Origin of the sequence: Bradyrhizobium sp. NBAIM08 (assembly GCF_020193935.1) — a bacterium.
GTDB lineage: Bacteria > Pseudomonadota > Alphaproteobacteria > Rhizobiales > Xanthobacteraceae > Bradyrhizobium > Bradyrhizobium yuanmingense.
Window position 1 is genome coordinate 93,594 of record NZ_JADYVR010000011.1, and the last position, 19,712, is coordinate 113,305.

The 19,712-nt window shown below is 63.6% G+C and carries 17 protein-coding genes; 11 read left to right on the forward strand and 6 right to left on the reverse strand.

The features are described from left to right. Window positions 1-6 precede the first annotated feature (6 nt). Both I6F37_RS30010 and I6F37_RS30015 read left to right on the forward strand, forming a co-directional pair. Window positions 7-3,189: an efflux RND transporter permease subunit gene (locus tag I6F37_RS30010; RefSeq protein WP_225151609.1), complete on the forward strand. Its 3,183-nt coding sequence runs from the start codon at window positions 7-9 to the stop codon at window positions 3,187-3,189. Next, entirely contained in the window at window positions 3,186-4,457 is a 1,272-nt protein-coding gene (locus tag I6F37_RS30015; RefSeq protein WP_225134981.1) for an efflux RND transporter periplasmic adaptor subunit, read from the forward strand. Before I6F37_RS30010 ends, I6F37_RS30015 begins: the two co-directional genes overlap by 4 nt. Window positions 4,458-4,523: 66 nt before the next feature. Here I6F37_RS30015 and I6F37_RS30020 read toward each other — a convergent pair whose 3' ends face one another. Continuing rightward, window positions 4,524-4,835, reverse strand: a complete 312-nt coding sequence (locus I6F37_RS30020) for a hypothetical protein (RefSeq protein ID WP_225151607.1) — start codon at window positions 4,833-4,835, stop codon at window positions 4,524-4,526. Window positions 4,836-5,281: 446 nt separating this feature from the next. Between I6F37_RS30020 and I6F37_RS30025 the strand changes: the two genes are divergently transcribed. Continuing rightward, window positions 5,282-5,713: a hypothetical protein gene (locus tag I6F37_RS30025; protein ID WP_225151604.1), complete on the forward strand. Its 432-nt coding sequence runs from the start codon at window positions 5,282-5,284 to the stop codon at window positions 5,711-5,713. Here the strand turns inward: I6F37_RS30025 and I6F37_RS30030 are convergent. The 4 genes from I6F37_RS30030 to I6F37_RS30045 all read right to left on the reverse strand — a co-directional run bounded on the left by I6F37_RS30030 (window position 5,696) and on the right by I6F37_RS30045 (window position 10,693). Continuing rightward, entirely contained in the window at window positions 5,696-6,511 is an 816-nt protein-coding gene (locus I6F37_RS30030; RefSeq protein ID WP_036026695.1) for an IclR family transcriptional regulator, read from the reverse strand. The two genes, I6F37_RS30025 and I6F37_RS30030, sit on opposite strands and share 18 nt — an antisense overlap. A 113-nt stretch (window positions 6,512-6,624) precedes the next feature. Then, a complete protein-coding gene (locus tag I6F37_RS30035) occupies window positions 6,625-7,719 on the reverse strand; it encodes an extracellular solute-binding protein (RefSeq protein WP_036011588.1) in 1,095 nt (364 codons plus the stop codon). Between the two features lie 32 nt (window positions 7,720-7,751). Continuing rightward, window positions 7,752-9,542, reverse strand: a complete 1,791-nt coding sequence (locus I6F37_RS30040; RefSeq protein ID WP_057026118.1) for an ABC transporter permease subunit — start codon at window positions 9,540-9,542, stop codon at window positions 7,752-7,754. Continuing rightward, window positions 9,539-10,693: an ABC transporter ATP-binding protein gene (locus tag I6F37_RS30045; protein WP_225124506.1), complete on the reverse strand. Its 1,155-nt coding sequence runs from the start codon at window positions 10,691-10,693 to the stop codon at window positions 9,539-9,541. Before I6F37_RS30045 ends, I6F37_RS30040 begins: the two co-directional genes overlap by 4 nt. Window positions 10,694-10,935: 242 nt before the next feature. Here I6F37_RS30045 and I6F37_RS30050 point away from each other — a divergent pair, with 242 nt between their 5' ends. The 8 genes from I6F37_RS30050 to I6F37_RS30085 all read left to right on the forward strand — a co-directional run bounded on the left by I6F37_RS30050 (window position 10,936) and on the right by I6F37_RS30085 (window position 18,691). Continuing rightward, the gene (locus tag I6F37_RS30050) at window positions 10,936-11,745 is read left to right on the forward strand and encodes a CoA transferase subunit A (RefSeq protein WP_225151679.1); all 810 of its coding nucleotides are present in this window, start codon (window positions 10,936-10,938) and stop codon (window positions 11,743-11,745) included. Further along, window positions 11,745-12,503: a CoA transferase gene (locus I6F37_RS30055; RefSeq protein ID WP_225153509.1), complete on the forward strand. Its 759-nt coding sequence runs from the start codon at window positions 11,745-11,747 to the stop codon at window positions 12,501-12,503. The genes I6F37_RS30050 and I6F37_RS30055 overlap by 1 nt, the downstream gene beginning before the upstream one ends. Then, the gene (locus I6F37_RS30060) at window positions 12,500-14,809 is read left to right on the forward strand and encodes a molybdopterin-dependent oxidoreductase (protein ID WP_225153511.1); all 2,310 of its coding nucleotides are present in this window, start codon (window positions 12,500-12,502) and stop codon (window positions 14,807-14,809) included. The genes I6F37_RS30055 and I6F37_RS30060 overlap by 4 nt, the downstream gene beginning before the upstream one ends. Before the next feature lie 14 nt (window positions 14,810-14,823). After that, on the forward strand, window positions 14,824-15,393 hold the full coding sequence (locus tag I6F37_RS30065) for a peroxidase-related enzyme (protein ID WP_225153513.1): 570 nt from the start codon (window positions 14,824-14,826) through the stop codon (window positions 15,391-15,393). A gap of 126 nt (window positions 15,394-15,519) precedes the next feature. After that, window positions 15,520-16,179 carry a hypothetical protein gene (locus I6F37_RS30070; RefSeq protein WP_368736794.1) on the forward strand — a complete coding sequence of 220 codons (660 nt, stop codon included), beginning with the start codon at window positions 15,520-15,522 and terminating at the stop codon, window positions 16,177-16,179. A 19-nt stretch (window positions 16,180-16,198) separates the two neighbouring features. After that, window positions 16,199-16,891, forward strand: coding sequence for an L-fuculose-phosphate aldolase (locus I6F37_RS30075; RefSeq protein ID WP_225153517.1), 693 nt, complete (start codon window positions 16,199-16,201; stop codon window positions 16,889-16,891). 32 nt (window positions 16,892-16,923) lie between these two features. Beyond that, window positions 16,924-17,886 carry a carbohydrate kinase family protein gene (locus I6F37_RS30080; protein ID WP_225153519.1) on the forward strand — a complete coding sequence of 321 codons (963 nt, stop codon included), beginning with the start codon at window positions 16,924-16,926 and terminating at the stop codon, window positions 17,884-17,886. 58 nt (window positions 17,887-17,944) lie between these two features. Then, on the forward strand, window positions 17,945-18,691 hold the full coding sequence (locus tag I6F37_RS30085; protein ID WP_225151594.1) for an SDR family NAD(P)-dependent oxidoreductase: 747 nt from the start codon (window positions 17,945-17,947) through the stop codon (window positions 18,689-18,691). Window positions 18,692-18,718: 27 nt separating this feature from the next. Here I6F37_RS30085 and I6F37_RS30090 read toward each other — a convergent pair whose 3' ends face one another. Continuing rightward, window positions 18,719-19,693, reverse strand: coding sequence for a tripartite tricarboxylate transporter substrate-binding protein (locus I6F37_RS30090; RefSeq protein WP_225151592.1), 975 nt, complete (start codon window positions 19,691-19,693; stop codon window positions 18,719-18,721). Window positions 19,694-19,712 lie beyond the last annotated feature (19 nt).

Genomic DNA, 19,712 nt, shown 5'->3' on the forward strand with positions numbered 1-19,712 from the left:
CCAATCATGGGAATTGTTCGCTTCGCGCTGCGGCTTCCGCATACTTTCTACGTGCTTGCGGCGTTGATCCTGTTCCTCGGCGGCATCGCAATTCGCTCGATGCCGACAGACATCTTTCCGGAGATCCGGATTCCCGTCGTCACTGTCATCTGGAGCTACACCGGCCTTTCCACGCCGGAGATGGAACAGCGCGTCAGCACCTACAGCCAGTATTCGATCAGCGCCAATGTCAGCGGTATCAAGAATATCGAGGCGCAGACCCTCAACGGCTTGTCGGTTCAGAAGATCTACTTTCAGCCGGACGTCAATCTCGATCTCGCGATCTCGCAGATCGTCTCGGCGACCAACGCCATCCGCGCTCTGATGCCTCCCGGCATCCAGCCGCCGATCATCGTGCAGTTCAATGCCTCAAGCGTGCCGGTGCTCCAGCTCAGCCTCGAATCGAACAACCTGAATGAGCAGCAGCTCTACGATTTCGGCATCTACCGGGTCCGCCAGCAACTGGCTCCCGTTCCAGGCGTGACCCTGCCCACGCCTACCGGCGGCAAATACCGCCAGATCATGGTTGACCTCGATCCGAACAAGCTGCTGGCGCGCGGATTGACACCGCTCGACATCGTCAACGCAGTGAACACGCAGAACCTGACGCTGCCGACCGGCACGACCAAGATCGGCGACACCCAGTACACCGTTCGTACCAACGCGACGCCGGCGACGATCCAGGATCTAAACATGATCCCGGTGAAGTTCGCGAACGGGGCGACGATCTTCCTGAAGGACGTCGCCCAGGTCCGCGACGGCGCCCAGGTTCAGCAGAACATTGTGCGCGAGGATGGCCACCGCGCCGTCCTGCTCAGCGTCATCAAGAACGGCAATGCCTCCACGCTGGCCGTCGTCAACGGCGTGAAAGCGGCCCTGACGTCGATCCGCGCGTCGGCGCCCGCGGGGCTGAAGGTGAACGAGCTGTTCGACCAGTCAATCTTCGTCACACACTCGGTCGATGGTGTGCTGCGCGAAGGCGCGATCGCGGCGGGCCTGACGGCATTGATGATTCTGGTGTTCCTGGGATCGTGGCGATCGACGCTCGTCGTCCTGATCTCGATCCCGCTGGCGATGCTGTCCTCGCTGATCGTCCTCTATTTCCTCGGCGAGACCCTCAACACCATGACGCTCGGCGGCCTTGCTCTTGCCGTCGGTATTCTCGTCGACGATTCGACGGTGACGATCGAGAACACGCACCGGCTCTGGACCGAGGAAGGCATGCCGCTGCCGGACGCGACACTGCACGGAGCCGCCGAAATCGCCATTCCGACGCTGGTCTCGACGCTCGCGATCAGTTGCGTGTTCATCTCGGTCGTATTCCTCGAGGGCCCGGCCAAATATCTCTTCACGCCACTTGGCCTTGCCGTGGTGTTCGCGATGCTGGCGTCTTATGGCCTGTCGCGGACGCTGACGCCGATCACGATTGGCCTGCTCCTGAAGGGCGAGCAACGTCATGGCAAGGGCAATCGGCCGTCAAACATCCTCGCACGCGCCTCCGCGGCATTCGAGCGCGGTTTCGAACGCCTGCGCGACGGCTATTCCGATCTGCTGCTGAAACTGCTGCGGCACCGCGCAGTGATACCCGTCGTCGCCCTGCTGGTGCTGGCGCTCGGTGCCACGATGTTCGCCTATGTCGGCCAGGACTTCTATCCCCTGATCGACGGCGGCCAGATCCAGCTCCATGTTCGCGCCCCCGCGGGCACGCGGATCGAGCGGACGGAAGCGATCTTCCAGGCAGTTGAGGACAAGATCCGCGAGGTCATTCCCGAGCACGACCGGGCGCTGATCGTCGATAATATCGGCCTGCCGGCGCGGCCCTATAACCTTGCTTTCACGGACGGTTCCACCATCGGGGTGAACGACGGCACCATTCTCGTGTCGTTGAAGGAAGGGCACCAGCCGACGGCGGATTACATCAGGAGGCTGCGGCAGGTGCTGCCGAGGGCATTCCCGGAGGACACGTTCTATTTCCAGGCGGCCGATATCGTCACGCAGATCCTGAACTTCGGTCTCCCGGCGCAGATCGATGTCCGCACGGTCGGTTACGGCAACAACAATCTCGCCGTCGCCAAGGAACTGCAAAAGAGTCTCGCCGCGATCCCCGGCGTGGTCGATGCACATCTGCAGCAGGAGGTCGATGCTCCCGCATTCTACGCCGACATCGACCGCACCCGCGCCGCGCAACTCGGTCTCAATGCGAGCACGGTGGCAACCAACATCAATGTCAGCCTCTCATCGTCCGCGCAGGTCTCGCCGAACTTCTGGACGGATCCGACTTCCGGCATTCCCTATTACCTGGCTGTGCAGACGCCAGAGTACAGTACCAATTCGCTGAACGCGCTGGGCAATACGCCGGTTTCGGCCTCGCTTGCCGCAAGCGGGCAGACGGTGCCGGGCCTGCTCAGCAATGTTGCGACCTTCAAGCGGGGCACCGTTCCGACCAACTCGAACCAAGCCAATGTGCAGCCGGTTTACGATGTCTATGCGAGCGTGCAGGGCCGTGATCTCGGCAGCGTCGCGGCTGACATCGAGAAGGTGACGTCCACGCTGCAGAAGCAACTCCAGCCGGGCAACTCGATCCAGGTTCTCGGTCAGATCCAGAGCATGCACCAATCGTTCCGCGATCTCTCCCTTGGACTGCTGTTCGCGGCCATCCTCGTCTACCTGCTGATGGTCGTGAACTACCAGAATTTTGGCGATCCCTTTGTCGTCATCCTGGCACTGCCGGCGACATTCTGCGGCATCGTGACGATGCTGTTTATCACCGGGACGACGCTGAACGTGCCTTCGCTGATGGGAGCCATCATGGCGATCGGCGTAGCCTCCGCGAACTCCATCCTGCTCGTGACATTCGCACGCGACGAGCAATTGAAGGGGCATTCGGCATTCCAGGCGGCGCAGAGCGCAGGCCGGACGCGAATCCGGCCCGTGCTGATGACCGCGGCGGCGATGATCGTCGGCATGATCCCGATGGCGATCGGCGGGCCCGGCGAGGAGCAGAATGCAGCGCTCGCGCGGGCGGTCATCGGCGGTCTGCTGTTTGCAACACCGACCACCCTGCTGATCGTGCCTTATCTCTTCGCCATGCTGCGCAAAGGCAACGACGGCAAGCCTCATCATGGGGTATTCGAGGAGCAACCGGAATGAGTGACGTTCGCGCAAGGACCGATGACGACGGGGCGACACACCGCCCGGGGGCGGAGAGCCTCCGGATTGTGGAACTGCCGGGAAAGGGCCCTCGATCCGGACGCCGTTACGGCGGCGCGCTGCTCGGCGGAGGCGTGCTCCTGCTGCTTGCGTGCGGTCTCGGCATCGGCGGCTGGCGGCACTATGAGGCCATGCGTGGCGTTGCCGCTGTGGCAGAGCAGGCTCGAACCAACCTTCCCGAGGTTCGGGTCGCGACGGTGAAGCCCGGAGGCGACATCATGAAGGTGAGCCTGCCGGCGACGACGACCGCGTTCGAGGCGGCCAACATCTTCGCGCGGACCAGCGGCTACATCGAGAAGCGCTACGTCGATATCGGCGATCGGGTCAAGAAGGGAGAGCTGCTCGTGGAAATCACTGCGCCCGAGCTCGACCAGCAAATCGCGCAGGCCCAAGCGACGCTCGCGCAGGACCAGGCCGCGCTTCAGCAGGCGGAGGCAAGCCGGGAGCTGGCCGACGTGACCAACTCGCGCGACAGCAATCTCGTCAAGCAGGGCTGGTTGACGGCACAACAGGGCGACAACGATCGTCTCACCCTGCGCGCGCAGCAAGGCGCGGTGGGTGTCGCCCAGTCGAACATCACGGCGCAGGAAGCGCAGATCCGAGTTCTCCAGCAGGAGAAGTCCTATCAGCGTGTGGTGGCGCCATTCGACGGCGTGGTCACGCAGCGTAACGTGGACAACGGCAGCCTGGTATCAGCCGGGTCCACCTTCATGTTCACGCTGATGCATTCCGACGTGATCCGAACCCAGGTGTTCGTGCCACAGGACGAAGCGTTCGGCGTTGGTCCGGGCGTCGATGCAGATATCCGCGTCCCCGAGATTCCGGGGCGGACGTTTGCGGGCAAGGTCACGCGGATCGCAACCGCGCTGCAGCCGGGAAGCCGGACGCTGCTAACCGAGATCGACGTGCCCAATCCGGATGGCCTGCTCAGTCCGGGCATATACTGCACGGTCGAACTATCGATTCCGCGCAGGACAGCATCGACGACGATCCCATCCGATGCGCTCGTCTTCGACCAGAACGGCCTCCATGTCGTGGTCGTGCGCAACAACACGGTCCATTTTCAGCAGGTCTCGATCACCCGGGATTTCGGCACCACGGTGGAAGTGCGCGACGGCGTGCAGCCCGGCGACCAGGTCGTGCTCAATCCCGCGGTCAATCTGGCGGAGGGAAGCAAGGTCACCGTTCGCAAGAGCGAGGCGAGCTAGGACGCGAAAGATGATGCGAATTGTACTCGCAGCGGCGACGGCGTTGCTGCTCGGAAGCTCTGCTGGTCAGGCACAGGTCGCAACGACCGGCACTACTGCAATGGATCTGCCGACGGTGCCGGGCGCGATCGTGGTCTCACCGCTCAACAGTCCCGGGCCGTTTTCCGCAATGACCGTGTCAGGTGCTCCGGACACGACGCTGGCGCCGGTTCCGCTCGCGTCGGATCCGACGACGCCGGGGACGGTGGTCGTCTGCGCTCCGCCGTCGTCATCGCCGACGCCGGTGCCGGCGACGCCGAGCGTATCGCCGACAGGCCTTGCACCACCGGACATCGCGGCGCCGTTGCTGCCGGTGATAAGGCGGAACAGCAGCGCCACCGGTACGATCTCCTCAGCTGCGCCCTCAGGAACAGGTACGACGGTCGGATGCAGCTCGACGCCGGGGGGAGAGGTGACGAGCGCTGCGTCCCTGCCATTGTCGATCCCGCAAGTGGCTACAAGCCCCGCACCTGGTACGATTCAGGCGGAAGCCAGTGGTGCCGGTGGGACGGGTATAGACCCGAACGCTGCGGTTGTGCCCAGCCCGAACAGCTCGGCTTGCATGGAAGGCGTCTCGATGAATCTCGCCTCGCCTGCGACTGTGCTGCCGGCGAACGCTTCAGGCGCAGCACCAACGCCCGGCGTGTCGCCGGTGCTGCCGCCCGGATGCTGAAGTCGGACGCAGATCGAACCCCTAGTGGCAGGTGCAAGACGCAGCAAGCATCGCACTGAAATTCATCAAGAAGGCTCGGTGCGATCCCGGCCCGTGTGTGGCCTATTGTTCGATGAGTGCTGTTTATGCATGGACAAGACTCCACCTGATTGCATTGACATTAGAAACCTGCGCTCGGGCGAGTATTTCCAGAACGCACGTCCTGCTCCCACGGCTGCACGACCGCGTTGCGCGCATCGCCTTGCCTTCGACCCTTGAGCGGCATTTGCTATCTCAGGACGGCCCGCGCGCGTGCGATCTCCCGGCTGCACGCGTCGATGTCGCCGCTGCGATCGGCGGCGCGGGCGCGGTCGAGCGAATCAAGCGCGTCCGTGAAGCCGATGCCGTTGTCGCCCTCGGCTTTTGCGAAGGAGCGGGGGATGCCCACTTCCTGGCCGGGTATACGGGTGCGGACCTCGATCTGAAGTCTGCGATGGACGAGCAGCGGCTGCTTCCGTTGCCCGGCACCAACGCCGTCCTGGAAAGATCAGGTGGCTCGTCGTGATTGATGTGACTGTCTAGGACCGCCTCGCATTGCTGGATATGCCGCCGGCCTACTGGAATAGCCGAGGGCAGCGCCGATGGTTCGGGCTGCCTCCATCACGTGAACCGAATATTCTTTTATCTGCTTGCGCTTGATGCGGCTGTCGGGCCCGGACATGCCAATCGCTCCCACGAGTTCGCCGGAACGACCGAGGATGGCACAAGCGCAGGCGGCGATGCCCTCGCGCCACTCGCCGTGCAGGACGGAGGAGTAGCCCTGCGCGCGTGCCAGCTCGATGTCCTCCCGCAGCTCCTCGATCGTCGTTCGCGTCGCTTCCGTGTAGCGCCTCAGATGCGGCCGGAACCGTTCCAGGTAGTCATCAGGCATATGTGCGAGCATCGCTTTGCCTGTCGCCATGGTGAAAGCGGGTGCGCGCATGCCCACGCTTGTATGGGCGCGGATATGGTGAGCGCTTTCGATCTTGTCGACATAGACCACGTCGGTGTCCTCGAGCACCGACAGGTGAATGGTTTCGCCGGTGATCTCGGCAAGCTTCGTCATTGCCGGTCGCGCGACGTTGATGAGATCCATCCGGTGGATGACATGGCTGCCGAGCGCCCAGATCTTGGTCGTGAGCTCGTAGGTGCTGTGCGGGGGGATCTGGCGCACATAGCCTTGAGACTGCAAAGTCATCAGCAGCCGATGCACGTTGCTCTTGGTGAGCTTCAGCTCGCTCGCGAGGTCAGTGACGCCGCGGGGCTGCTCGCTCAGAGCAAGTGCTTCCAGGAGACGCAGTCCCTTGGTAAAAGCCTTATCCATCCACCAGCCAAAATAGAATGATATTTCACTCGATCTAGCATGGCCGCGCGAACGGCAATAGCCCGGGTGTGGAATTAATCCCGATCCTTTCGGATCGGGGCTGATCAGCCTGCTTACTGGGCCAGCAAGGCGTTGAGCTTCTCCTGCCCGTACTCTTCATTGGTGGAATTTCCAGCCGGCGAAGTCGCGCCCCAATAATCCGGGCTCCATTCGATCGCTTTCGAGACGTTGTCCGGGTTGTTGGCCCAGTAGCGCGCGAGCTTCTTGTCGGTTGCGGCCTCGAACACGACCTGGGAGGGAAGGGCGACCGGGAAGGTCGAGGTGAGCTGCGCCGCGCGCTTGGGCTCGAGCCGCCAGGACAGCAGTTTCAGCGCGTTGTCGTAGTTCGGCGCTCCCTTGGGAATCGAGAAGAAGTCGTAGTAGATGAAGCCCTGATTGAAAGTCAGCTCGATCGGGGCGCCCTCCAGCGCGAGCTTGCTCATCGAACCGGTGTAGGCCATGCACATGTCGGCCTCGCCGTCGAGCAGGAGCTGCGGCGGCTGTGCGGATGTCGTCCACCATTTGGCAATGTGTGGCTTGATCTCCTTGACCTTCTTCAGCGCCCGCTCCATGTCGATCGGGTAGAGCTTGCTCTTCTCTACGCCGTCGGCCATCAGCGCCGCCTCGAAGACGAAACGCGGCCAGGCGGGCATGCAGCGCCGGCCAGGGAATTTCTTCACGTCCCAAAAGTCGGCCCAGCTGGTCGGCACGTTCTCGCCCTTGTACTTGTCCTTGTTGTAGACGAGGCCGACGCCGATCACCTGCAGCGCCACGCCCTTCTTGCGCTTCAGATTGTCCGGCATGGCCGCCAGCGTCTGCTTGGCGGCGTCGGACAGCTTGGAATAGTCGATGTCGGCGAGGCAACAGTCGCCGAGCAGCTTGGTCTCCTGGTCGAAGATGAACGTCAGGTCCCATTGAGCTTTGCCGGCCTCGGCCTGAGCCTTGATGCGTGGGCCACTACGCGCCTCCTGGACGGTGACCACCTTGATGCCGGTCGCCTTCTCGAACGGATCGTACATGACCTTGCGCAATGCATCGCCATATCCGCCGCCCGGGTCCTGCATGATCACGACGTTGCTCTGAGCCTGAGCCGGGCCCGTCCCCATCGCGATGCACAGGGCCGAGGCCAATACGGAAACCGACAGTCGCCAGCGTTTCATTCCCAGCATTTTCTCTTTCCTCCAGTTGAAATTGATCTGTGTCACGTTGCCTTCCGCGACGTGGCGAGAACGGGCCGTGCAAGGACGAGCCCTGCGACCACCAGCAGCACCTCCAGCGTCGAGACCACGGCCAGCACCGGATTGAGCCGGTAATTGATGTCGCCCCACAGCATGAGCGGGAGCGTCTTCAGCTCCGCGCTCGACAGGAACAGCGTCAGCACCAACTCGTCGAACGAGTGCAGGAAGGCGAAGAATGTCGCTGCAGCGAGGCCCGGCATGATGGCCGGCAGCGTCACCAGGCGGAACACCGTCAGGGACGATGCGCCATGGACGGCAGCCGCCTGTTCGAGCCTTGTATCGACGCCTTGAAGCGATGCGGACAGGATCACCACGACGAGGGGAAGGCCGCCGATCGCATGCGCCGCGGCAAGGCCGAAGACGGAGCCGACCAGGTCGAAACGCAGGAACAGGCTGTAGAGCGACAGGCCGAGCACGACCGGAGGCACGATGATCGGACTTACGAGCAGCAGCATGATGGTGGACTTGCCGCGAATGCTGCTCCTGACGATGCCGAGGGCGGCCGACGCGCCCAGCACGATCGCGATTCCGGCCGACATCGCCGCAACGACCAGGGATGTCCAGAACGCCCGCATCCAGTTCGAATCGGAAAAGAACTGCTCATACCAGCGAAATGAGAAACCCGGCGGCGGGAAGGTCAGATAGCTTGCGCTGCTGAACGAAATGATCATCACCACGATGATCGGCAGGATGAGAACGGTAATGACCAGTCCGCCCAGAAGGCGAACTGTCCAGGTCCCGAAGCTCGCCGGCAGCCGCCCGAAAAGTCTCAGAAGCGGCCAGCCTATCAAGTCGGCAGCTGAGGCGCCGAAACTGCGGCGGCCGTCATCGGCGGCGTGGCGGTCAGTCGTCGTCGGTGCGGCCTCGGTCAGCTTGCGGCCGCCCCAGATGAACTCGAAGCCGAGGAAGCGTCCGGCCACCGCGACCACCGCCAGCGTGATCGTCAGCAGCACCACGCCCAAGGCCTGCAGGAATCCCTCCGATGTGACCGAGTCCGCCTGCTGCGTGATATGCATGGCAAACATCTGGTCGCCGGGACCCCCGAGCAGCGTGGGCGTAATGAAGAACCCGATCGCTGCGACGAAGACCAGCAGGAAGCCGGCGCCCATCCCGGGTAGGGTCAGCGGCAGCAACACGCGCCAGAACGCCGCAATGGGCCCGGCGCCGCTGGCCAGCGCCGCGCGGGTCAGGCTTTGATCGAGGCGCGCCACGCTGGAATAGATCGTCAGCACCATCAGCGGCAGAAGCACCGCGGTCATGCCGAGAAGTACCGTGCCGCGATTGAAGAGGAGCTGCACCGGCTCGCTCAATATTCCGACCGAAACCAGCAGCTTGTTGACCGGCCCGTTGCGGCCGAGCAGGACCATCCAGGCGTAGGTTCGGATCAGGATGGCGATGAAATAGGGCAGCACGATCGCGGTCGCGATCAGGGCCTGGGTCATGCCGCGGCTGCGGTGAATGAGCAGCGCCGTCGGATATCCGAACAGCAGGCACAGTCCGGCGACGGTGACCGAGATCTGCATCGTGCGGACGAGCGAATCCCAATAGAGCGGTATGGCGAATACCCGCTCGAAATAGGTCGACCACGACGGCCCGCTCACGCTGATGCGGATGAGATCGATCAGCGGGAGCAGATAGATGAAGGCCAGAAACGCGAGCGCGGGCAGGAGCAGCAGCGCCGGATCCTTCAACCTCCTGACGAGATCGAGATCCGCAGGACGGCCTGCCTGGGCGCCGATCGATGCCGCGGTCATGCAAGCACCCAGCAGTCCGCGGCGCCCCAGCTCACGTGCAGACGATCGCCGACGGCCGGCAGCGGCCGGTCGGCCATGTCGGTGCAGCGGATCAGGAGCGGATCTCCGCCCTCCATTTGCGCCTCGATCCGCAGGATCTCGCCGAGGAAGATCGCAGACGTGACGCTGACGGGCGTGGAATTCGCAGCCGGCTCGTTCGACACGGCGATGCGTTCCGGACGCACGAGCACAGTTGCGCGTCCGACGTCGATCGTGTCCCGGCTTTCGGCGCTGAACACGTATCCTGCACGGTTCTTCATCGTCAGTGTCGATCCGCGCTTCTGCAGGATCTCGGCCTCGATCAGATTGCTCTCGCCGACGAACGAGGCGACGAAGCGATCTGTCGGATGCCGGTAGATGTCCAGGGGGCGGCCGATCTGAACGATCTTGCCGGCGTTGAGTACCGCGATGCGGTCGCTCATCGTCAGGGCTTCGCCCTGGTCATGGGTGACGAACAGGATCGTGCTGCCGATGGTCTGGTGAAGGTCGCGGATCTCGATCTGGATCTGTTCGCGCAACCGCCGGTCGAGGGCGCTGAGGGGCTCGTCCATCAGCACGACCTTGGGCTTCCTGACGATGGCGCGGGCAATCGCGACGCGCTGCTGCTGTCCACCCGACATTTGCGAGGGAGACTTCGTCGCATGCTCCGTCAGCCGCATGATCTCCAGCGTTTCGGCGACGCGCCGCTCCGCAGTCGCCCGGTCGACCCCCGCCATCCGAAGCGGAAACGCGACGTTCTGGCTGACCGTCATGTTCGGAAACAGCGCGTAGCTCTGGAACACCATGCCGAAGCCGCGCTTGTGCGTGGGTACGTTGTGGACCGGCTTGCCGTCGACGAGGATCTCGCCGCTGTCGAGGCTCTGGAATCCGGCGACAAGGTTGAGCAGCGTCGTCTTTCCGCTGCCGGATGGGCCAAGAAGCGTGATGAATTCGCCGGGCTCGATGTCGATGCTGATCCGGTCGACCGCATGAAAGTTGCCGTAAGCTTTCACCGCTTCACGGACGGCAATGCTCGATCCGAACGCGTCGCGGTCCCGGAGGCGGCCGGTCGGCAATGTCCGAACGTTCGCATCGCCAGAGCGCATCGCACGCTGAGCCGAAGGCTCGCCCATTCTATCCTCCCAGTATGTTCTATATTATAGAACGTCATTCCAATTATTGTTGGAGCAGCGCGTCGTCTTGTCAAGTCGCGCCGCCTGATCGCGGCGCAAAGGTGCGCTGCTGCGGCCGGCTGCGCGCGAAAGTCCTGGAAATGAAGGCTCCGCCGGCGAAGCCAGATTGACAGCATCGTCCAAATCCGCCTAACATAATTTGGAATTGCGTTCTACAATATAGAACAAGGCTGGGGAGGATGATGGTGTTGAGCGAGCCTCGCGTCATGGCGAAGCACATCGAGCCGGGCATGCGAGTCGCACTGCCCGTCGATTACGCCGGCGTCTCCATGGCCATGACGCGTCCAATGATCGAGCATGGCGCGGGCGATCTCGATCTGGTCTGCGTGCCAACCGGCGGATTGCAGCTCGACCAGCTTGTCGGCGCAGGTCTGGTCCGGACGGTGGAGACCAGTGCGGCCTCGCTGGGCGAAGCAGGTGGAGCGCCCCGGTTCAACGCGGCGGTCAAGGAAGGCGCGGTTCGACTGAAGGACGCGACCTGTCCTGCCATCCATGCGGGCCTGATGGCGGCGCAGAAGGGCAGCCCCTTCATGCCCCTTCGCGGGCTGATCGGAACGGATCTGCTGCGCCACCGCGACGATTGGCGTGTCGTCGACAATCCGCTGGCGGATGGAGGCGATCCGATCGTGCTGATTCCCGCCATCAAGCCCGACGTCACGATCTTCCATGTGCCGATGGCTGATCGCTTCGGCAATGTCTGGATCGGGCGACGCCGCGAGCTTGCCGCAATGGCCTACGCTTCGCAGACAGTTCTCGTCACGGTGGAGCGCATCGTCGAGGAAAATCTGCTCGCCAACGAGATGAGCGCGGCCGGCGTGCTGCCGGCACTCTACGTCACGGCAGTCGCGCGCGCACCGAAGGGCGCATGGCCATACGGTTTATGGGGCGAGTATCCCGCCGATAGCGCGGAGATCGCGCGTTATGCGAAGGCCGCGCGAACGGCCGATGGCTTCTCGGCCTATATGGCGCAGGCGCAGATGGAGCCCGCGTGATGTCGGACGTTCTCCCTCGCGAAGTGCTGATTTGCACGATCGCGCGGCTGCTCGATGGCGTCAGGCATGTTGCCGTAGGCGCCTCCTCTCCGATTCCTGCCGCTGGCGCGATGCTGCTGCGTGCAATGAAGGAGGCGCGTGGCGCCGTTGGTCCACGCATCTCCATCCTCGGTTCTGTCGAGCATAATTTCTTCACCAACGGTTCGGCGGAGCTGTTCGATTGTGCAGGTCAGGGCCGGATCGACGCGTTCTTCCTCGGCGGCGGCCAGATCGACGGCCTTGGCAACGTGAACCTCGTCGGCACCGGTGACTATCCGCGCTCCAGCGTGCGCTGGCCCGGCTCGTTCGGGTCGGCCTATCTCTATTTCGTCGTGCCGCGGGTCATCCTGTTCCGCGAGGAGCATACGCCGCGCGTCTTCGTCGAGAAGGTCGACTTCATCAGTGCCTCCGGCGTCAGTCCCGAGGGAGTGTTCCGGAGCGGCGGCCCCGTGGCTCTCTTGACCGGCAAGGGACTCTTTCGATTCGACAAGACGCGGCCGGGGTTCGAGCTGGAAAGTGTTCACCCCGGGCACGATCTTGCGGAGATCAAGCAAGCGACCGGCTTTCGATTCGAGCATGACGCCGAGCCGCGGCAGACCGCGCTGCCCGATCGATCGACACTCGACGTGCTCCGCGGCCGCGTGTTCGACGAACTTGCCGAGACCTATCCCGAATTCGCCGCGCAGATGCGGCGCGAACTTGGAGCGGTGGACGCATGAGCAGGATCAAACGGATCCCGCATTGCAGCCATTGGGGTGCGTACACGATCCTCGTCGAGGATAATCGCATCGTGGGCATCGAGCCGTTCCAGCACGATCCGGCGCCGTCCCCGATCATCCATTCTATTGCCGAATGGGCAAATCTTGAGCGGCGCGTGCTGCGGCCGATGGTCCGTTCCGGCTGGCTGGACAAGCGCGAAAACAGCGATCGCCGCGGGCGTGGCCGAGAGAAGTTCGTTCCTGTCAGCTGGGACGAGGCGACGACGCTGGTTGCCGACGAAGTGCGCCGCGTCGCCGACGCGTTCGGGAACGCATCGATCTTTGCGGGCTCCTATGGTTGGACGAATTCGGGGCGCCTGCATCATGCCTCTTCGCTTCTGAAGCGCATGCTCAATCTGGTCGGCGGCTTCACCCGGCACGTCGATACCTATTCCATCGCGGCGGGTCCGGTGATCCTGCGCCACACGCTGGGCAGCGACGACGCATGCGGCGGCCGCGCCAATACGCTCGATACGATCGCGCAGCACACCGAGACGCTGGTGGTGTTCGGCGCTCTGTCGCCACGAACCGCGCAAAACGAGGCCGGAGGAATTGGCAGCCACCGCCTCGAGACTTATCTCAGGAAAATCGTCGAGCGTGGCGTCAAGGTCATCCACGTCTCGCCGCTGAAGGACGATCTGCCGGACTGGGTCGATGCCGAATGGTGGCCGATCCGGCCGAACGCCGACACTGCGCTGATGCTCGGCCTCGCCGGCGAGATCGTGAAGGCCGGCCGGCACGACACGGATTTCCTTGCGCGCTGCACCAGCGGCGCGGATCGTCTTCTTCGCTATCTCGAAGGCAAGGCGGATGGCGGACGAAAGGACGCCTTGTGGGCCGCCGGCATCTGCGGGCTCGGTGCAGGCCAGATTGCCGAGCTCGCAAGGCGCCTGGTCGACACGCGGAGCATGTTGACGGTGAGCTGGAGTCTGCAGCGTGCCCATCACGGCGAACAGCCGTTCTGGGCGGCGCTCGGACTGGCCTCGATAATCGGCCAGATCGGGCTGCCGGGCGGCGGTGTCGGTTACGGCTATGCTTCGCTGGGAGGTGTCGGGGCCCCGCTCAATCTCGGCAAGTCTCCAGCCATTTCACAGCTGAAGAGGCCGATCGACAGCTTCATCCCGGTGGCGCGCATCAGCGACATGCTGCTCAATCCCGGTCGGCCATTCAGCTATGAAGGCGAGATCCGCTCCTATCCGGATACGAGGCTGGTCTATTGGGCGGGCGGCAATCCTTACCACCATCATCAGGATCTCAACCGCCTGTCGGAAGCCTGGACGAGGCCCGAAACGATCATCGTGCAGGACCCGATGTTCACCGCGACGGCCCAGCGGGCCGACATCGTGCTGCCGGCCACGACGTCGATCGAGCGCAACGATCTTGCCGGCAACAGACGCTCCGACTTCATCCTGGCCATGAAGCAGGCCATCGAGCCGCTGGGCGAATCCCGCTCCGACTTCGCGATCTTCGACGCGATTGCAGGCAAGCTCGGCGTGGCCGATCGGTTCAACGAAGGCCGGGACGAAATGGGTTGGGTCCGGCATCTCTACGAAGCCTGCCGCAGCGACGCCGCGCAGCGCTTCGGCTTCGAGATGCCGGATTTCGATGCGTTCTGGGAAGCCGGCTATGCCCGCTGCCCGGTCAAGACAGACCACACGTTCCTGGCCGACTTCCGCAACGAGCCCGAGGAATACCCGCTCAACACCGAAAGCGGGAAGATCGTACTCGGCAGCGAGACGCTTGCCAGGCTCGACTATCCCGACTGCCGCTCGCATCCTGCCTGGATCGAGCCCGCCGAATGGCTCGGCACTGCAGAAGCTGGCCAAATGCACCTCATCTCGCATCAGCCGGCTGGTCGTCTTCACAGCCAGCTTGAAACCGGCCCATCGAGCCGCGTCATGAAACGCAATGGCCGTGAACAGGCCCGTCTTCATCCTGACGACGCGGCTGCTCTCGGCATCGTCGACGGCCAGACGATCCGCATCTGGAACGACCGCGGGGAATGCCTTGCGACTGCTGAGGTCAGCGACGAGGTCCGCCGGTGCGTGCTTGTGCTCCCGACCGGCGCCTGGTTCACACCGACCGGCAATAGCGGCCTCGAGGTCGCCGGCAATCCGAACGTGCTCACGCTCGACATCGGCACGTCTCAATTCGGCCAGGGCTGCTCGGCCCATACCTGCCTGGTGCGGGTCGAGCCCTACGCCGCCGATCGGCGCGATGCGTTCGAGGCCTATCAGGAAACGCTCGCCGCGCTCGCGGCTGTTTAACAGGAGCTTGGACCATGTCCGCAACCGCGATCAGCCGCTTTCCCGTTCCCGATATCGCGACGCTTCCTACGGATATCCGCGCACGGATCGAGGCCGTTCAGGAGAAGTCTGGATTCGTCCCGAACGTCTTTCTGACACTCGCGCATCGTCCGGACGAGTTCCGGGCGTTCTTTGCCTATCACGACGCTCTTATGGACAAGCCTGGGCCGATCACCAAGGCCGAGCGCGAGATGATCGTCGTCGCGACCAGCAGCGCCAATCAATGCCAGTACTGCGTGGTCGCGCACGGCGCCATCCTGCGCGTGCGGGCGAAGAATCCGCTGATTGCGGACCAGGTCGCCGTCAACTACCGCAAGGCCGATATCACCGCGCGGCAAAGGGCGATGCTCGATTTCGCGATGAAGGTCTCGGCACGCGCCTATGAGGTGGACGATTCCGACCTCGTGGATCTCAAGGGACATGGATTCACTGAGGAGGACGTCTGGGACATCGCAGCCATCGCTGCATTCTTCGGCATGTCGAACCGCCTCGCCAACGTCACCAGCATGCGTCCGAACGACGAGTTCTTCGCGATGGGACGCTAAACGCCGCGAACGAGAGCTGCAATGGTATCGCTGGTCATCGACAGGCGCTTCCGGGGCCCACCCAACTCCGGCAACGGCGGTTATGTATGCGGATGTCTCGCAAGGCACGTCAGTGGAGACGCCGAAGTGACGTTGCGCGCCCCGCCGCCGCTGGAGCGGTCGCTCGACGTGTTGACGGGGGCCGACGGCGGGATCGAGTTGCGCGAGAACGACAAGCTGCTCGCGACGGTGCGTGCAACAGACATCGATGTGCCGGACGTTCCCAGGGTAAGCTACGAGGCGGCCGAAGAGGCGGCCGGCCGAACACCCTACGAAGAGCAGACTCATAACCTTCCGACTTGTTTTGTCTGTGGCCCCGCGCGTGGTCACGGCGATGGTCTTCGCATCTTCGCAGGCCCGCTGCAGGCGGGCGCTGTCCCGGGCAAGCCCGTCGTGTTCGCGGCCTCCTGGGTACCTCATGGGAGCCTGTCCGGTGCGGACGGCCATGTCGCGCCCGAATTCGTCTGGGCCGCTCTCGATTGCCCGACCGGCTATTGCAGCGTTGGCGCCCGTCACCTGGGATTGAAGGGCGACGAAACGGCGCTGCTCGGACGCATGGCCGCTCGGATCGAACGCCGGCCGCGTCCCGGAGATCGATGTGCGGTGGTGGCGTGGCCGACCGGGCGGGAAGGCCGCAAGTTGTTTGCCGAGAGTGCTTTGCTCGATGCCGAGCAGGAGGTGCTGGCGACCGCGCGAGCCACCCGGCTGTTGGTCGACCGTCAGGTCCAGCTCGGAGCAAGTGCATGAACCAGGGTGGAAGCAAGGTATGACCGGCCGCGAAGCAGAGCTCGAACTTCGTCAATCCATCATCGACGCGTGCCGCGAGATGGCGGCGCAAGGCATCAACCAGGGAACGTCCGGAAACATCAGCGTTCGAGCCGACGACGGCATCCTGCTGACGCCGTCCGGTCTTCCCTACGACCGCATGAAGCCCGAAGACATCGTGGCCATGAAGTGGGACGGCTCATGGACTGCATCGGCCGGCAATGTTCCGTCGACCGAATGGCGTTTTCACCTCGACATCCTCAAGTCGAAGCCGGAGGTTGGCGCCGTCGTTCACGCCCATCCGGTCTTTTGCACCATCATCGCGATCATGAATCGCTCGATCCCTGCGATTCACTACATGATTGCCGCGGCCGGCGGCAACGACATCCCCTGCGCGCCCTATGCGCAATATGGCACGGCCGAACTGTCGCAGGCGGCCCTGAACGCGCTTCGCTATCGCCGCGCCTGCCTCCTCGCACATCACGGGCTGATCGCCATCGGTCCCAACCTGCGCAAAGCCTTGTGGCTCGCGGTGGAGGTCGAGGTGCTCGCCAAGCAGTATCACGGCTGTCTTCAACTCGGCTCTCCTCCGGTGCTACCGGACGAGGAGATCGACAGCATCCTGAAGCGATGGGGGCATTACGGCCTGCGCGATAACGAAGGCGCGGCCAAGATTACCCAGCTGTCGAGCTAGATCACGATCAAACCACTGTCCTGCGAGAAATCATGGCTCATTCTCACGACGTCAGCGTCTGCGGTACTTATATTCTGGACATTCTGGGGGTCCCGGTGACCGAGATTCCGCCCGGTGGCGGCCGCCTGCTGATCGAAGAAATCCGGCTGGCGGTCGCCGGCACGGCCGGCGGAACGGTCGTTCCTTGCGCGCGGCTCGGCTTGAGGGCGCTCGCGGTTGGTGCCGTCGGCTCCGACGAGAAGGCTGATTGGATGCTGAACGCGCTGGAGCGCGAAGGCATCGATATCGCTCTGATGGAGCGAATGACCGGCGCTCCAACCTCTGCAACGATCTTGCCGATCCGGCCCGACGGCTCGCGTCCGGTCATGCATGCGAGGGGCGCCTCAGCCCGATGGCGGATCGCGCCCGAAACGCAAGTAGCCGCATGCCGGAGCAAAATTCTCCATCTCGGCGGGGTCGGCTCTCTGCTTGCGATGGATGGAGCGCCTTCCGTCGCATTGCTGCAGGATGCGAAAGCCGCTGGTTGCACGACGACGCTCGATCTCATCCAGGCGCGGCGTGAAACGCTGGCACTGGTCGAGCCGCTGCTGCCCTATGTCGACTTCTTCATGCCGAGCATCGATGAGACCAGTGCCATGGTCGGAACCGACGATCCCGCCGCATGCGCGCGGTTCTTCATCGACAAGGGGGCGGGGGCCTGCGCCATCTCTCTCGGCGCCGACGGCTCGTTCGTGATGACCCGCGACGGACGCCAGTTCACGGTGCCGGCGTTCGACGTTGCCGTTCGCGATACGTCGGGATGCGGCGATTCCTATACGGGCGGCTTCATCGCGGGGCTGGCTCGCGACTGGGACCTGCTCGACTGCGCCAAGCTCGCGACCGCGACGGCCGCGATCGTCGCGACGGGGCTGGGTTCGGGCGCCAATCTCGTATCCTTCGAGGAAACCGTGAAGGCCATGAACACCTTGCCAATCCGCAAGCCGGCTTGCGCCTGATCTTTTCAACGCCGGTAAAGAACCAACATTCATTGGAAATAACAGGGGAGAATGCAACATGGCCCGACATGCGATCGTGACGGGGGCAAGCCGCGGCATTGGCCGTGCGATTGCTACTGGCCTTGCCAAGCGAGGCTACGATCTCGCGCTGACCGACATCGCGGCCCAGGAGAAGGTTCTGCTCGAGACCGTCGCCGAGGTCGGCAAGCTTGGCGGCCGCTGCATCCCGGTGCTGGGCGACGTCAGCGATATCGGCGATTGCAGGCGTGCGGTGGCTGAAGCCGTCCAGGGTCTCGGGCACCTCGATGTCCTCGTCAACAATGCGGGCATCCTCAGGCTGGCGAGCATCGACGAGCTGACGACCGAGACATGGGATCAGACCTTCGCCGTCAACACGCGCGGCGTCTTCCAGATGACCCAGGCCGTGGTGCCACATATGAAGGAGCGCAAATACGGGCGGATCGTCAACATCGCCTCGCTCGCCGCTCGAACGGGCGGTCCGGGACAGTCCCACTATGCCGCGTCGAAGTCGGCGGTGGTCGGCTTCACCCGGGTGTCGTCCATGGAGTTCGGCGGCTACGGCATCACGGTCAATGCCGTATGCCCGGGCATCATCGTGACGGAGATGGGGATGAACAATCTCCGCGATCCCGAGCGTGTCGCCTATTTCGAGAAGGTCACGGACCTGCACCGGCTCGGGCAGCCGGAGGACGTCGTCGGGCCCGTTGCGTTCTTTGCGTCTGACGATTCTGCGTTTGTGACCGGCCAAGCCCTCAACGTCGACGGAGGCATCTTCTACAGCTAGCAACGGGGTCGATCCGCTCTAGCTAACCTATTGCGGCTCGATGCCGGCTGCCTTGATGATCCTTCCCCATTTGCCGATCTCAGCCTTGAGAAAGGCTTCAAGGGCTTCCGGCGTCGCGCGTTCGGGTTCAACCGGGGACATGCTGAGCTCACCAAACCGATTGATCAGGGCGGGATCCTTCAGCGCGGTCTGCAGCGCGCCGACGAGTTGGTCGACTACGGGCTTCGGCGTGCCGCGCGGGGCGTAGAGTCCATACCAGGTCGTCACGTCGAACGCGGGAAGGCCGGCCTCGGCCGAGGTCGGCACGTTCGGCAGCGTTGCAACCCGCTTCTTGCTCGTGATCGCGTAGCCCTTGATCGTGTTCGACTGAATATAAGGCGTCGGCCCGGTTGCAGGGTCGCAATAAACGTCGATGTGGCCGGCGATGACGTCGTTCAGCGCTGGGCCGCCGCCCTTGTAGTAGATCGGGGTGAGCTTGGTATCGGTGGTGCTCATGAACATCAAACCGCAGAGCTGTGAGGCCGAGCCGAGACCGACATTGCCGAAGGTGATCTTGTCGCCGGCATTGCGGATCTGCGCGATGAGCTCGTTGAGATCCTTGGCAGGAAAGTTCGGCCGCGCCACGAGGATCATCGGGACGTCGGTGACGAGCCCGATCGGGGCGAAATCGCCGACCGGATCGAACGGCAGCTTGGCGTAGAGGGCCGGCGCGGTGGCCTGGCCGACATGCATCAGCAGCAGCGTGTAGCCGTCGGGGGCCGCCTTGGCGACACGGTTGGTGCCGAGCGTGCCGCCGGCGCCGACGACGTTTTCGATCACGATCGACTGTTTCAGCGTCGTACTCATGGCGCCGCCGAGGATGCGTGCGATCACGTCGCCGGGACCACCAGCTGAGAACGGCACGATCATCGTGACCGGGCGGGTGGGGTAGTCTTCCGCAATGGCTGCGCGGCAGGGATAGAGCAGGACAAGCAGGATCAGCGATCGTACGAGATACGTCATCGAACACTCCCTGGCGGCA

Coding starts and splice junctions, on each gene's coding strand:
- I6F37_RS30055 (WP_225153509.1), top strand. CDS start 11,745: ATGTCGGACGTTCTCCCTCGCGAAGTGCTGATTTGCACGATCGCGCGG.
- I6F37_RS30010 (WP_225151609.1), top strand. CDS start 7: ATGGGAATTGTTCGCTTCGCGCTGCGGCTTCCGCATACTTTCTACGTG.
- I6F37_RS30040 (WP_057026118.1), bottom strand. CDS start 9,542: ATGACCGCGGCATCGATCGGCGCCCAGGCAGGCCGTCCTGCGGATCTC.
- I6F37_RS30085 (WP_225151594.1), top strand. CDS start 17,945: ATGGCCCGACATGCGATCGTGACGGGGGCAAGCCGCGGCATTGGCCGT.
- I6F37_RS30050 (WP_225151679.1), top strand. CDS start 10,936: ATGGTGTTGAGCGAGCCTCGCGTCATGGCGAAGCACATCGAGCCGGGC.
- I6F37_RS30090 (WP_225151592.1), bottom strand. CDS start 19,693: ATGACGTATCTCGTACGATCGCTGATCCTGCTTGTCCTGCTCTATCCC.
- I6F37_RS30045 (WP_225124506.1), bottom strand. CDS start 10,693: ATGGGCGAGCCTTCGGCTCAGCGTGCGATGCGCTCTGGCGATGCGAAC.
- I6F37_RS30025 (WP_225151604.1), top strand. CDS start 5,282: ATGAGTGCTGTTTATGCATGGACAAGACTCCACCTGATTGCATTGACA.
- I6F37_RS30065 (WP_225153513.1), top strand. CDS start 14,824: ATGTCCGCAACCGCGATCAGCCGCTTTCCCGTTCCCGATATCGCGACG.
- I6F37_RS30015 (WP_225134981.1), top strand. CDS start 3,186: ATGAGTGACGTTCGCGCAAGGACCGATGACGACGGGGCGACACACCGC.
- I6F37_RS30035 (WP_036011588.1), bottom strand. CDS start 7,719: ATGCTGGGAATGAAACGCTGGCGACTGTCGGTTTCCGTATTGGCCTCG.
- I6F37_RS30030 (WP_036026695.1), bottom strand. CDS start 6,511: ATGGATAAGGCTTTTACCAAGGGACTGCGTCTCCTGGAAGCACTTGCT.
- I6F37_RS30075 (WP_225153517.1), top strand. CDS start 16,199: ATGACCGGCCGCGAAGCAGAGCTCGAACTTCGTCAATCCATCATCGAC.
- I6F37_RS30080 (WP_225153519.1), top strand. CDS start 16,924: ATGGCTCATTCTCACGACGTCAGCGTCTGCGGTACTTATATTCTGGAC.
- I6F37_RS30060 (WP_225153511.1), top strand. CDS start 12,500: ATGAGCAGGATCAAACGGATCCCGCATTGCAGCCATTGGGGTGCGTAC.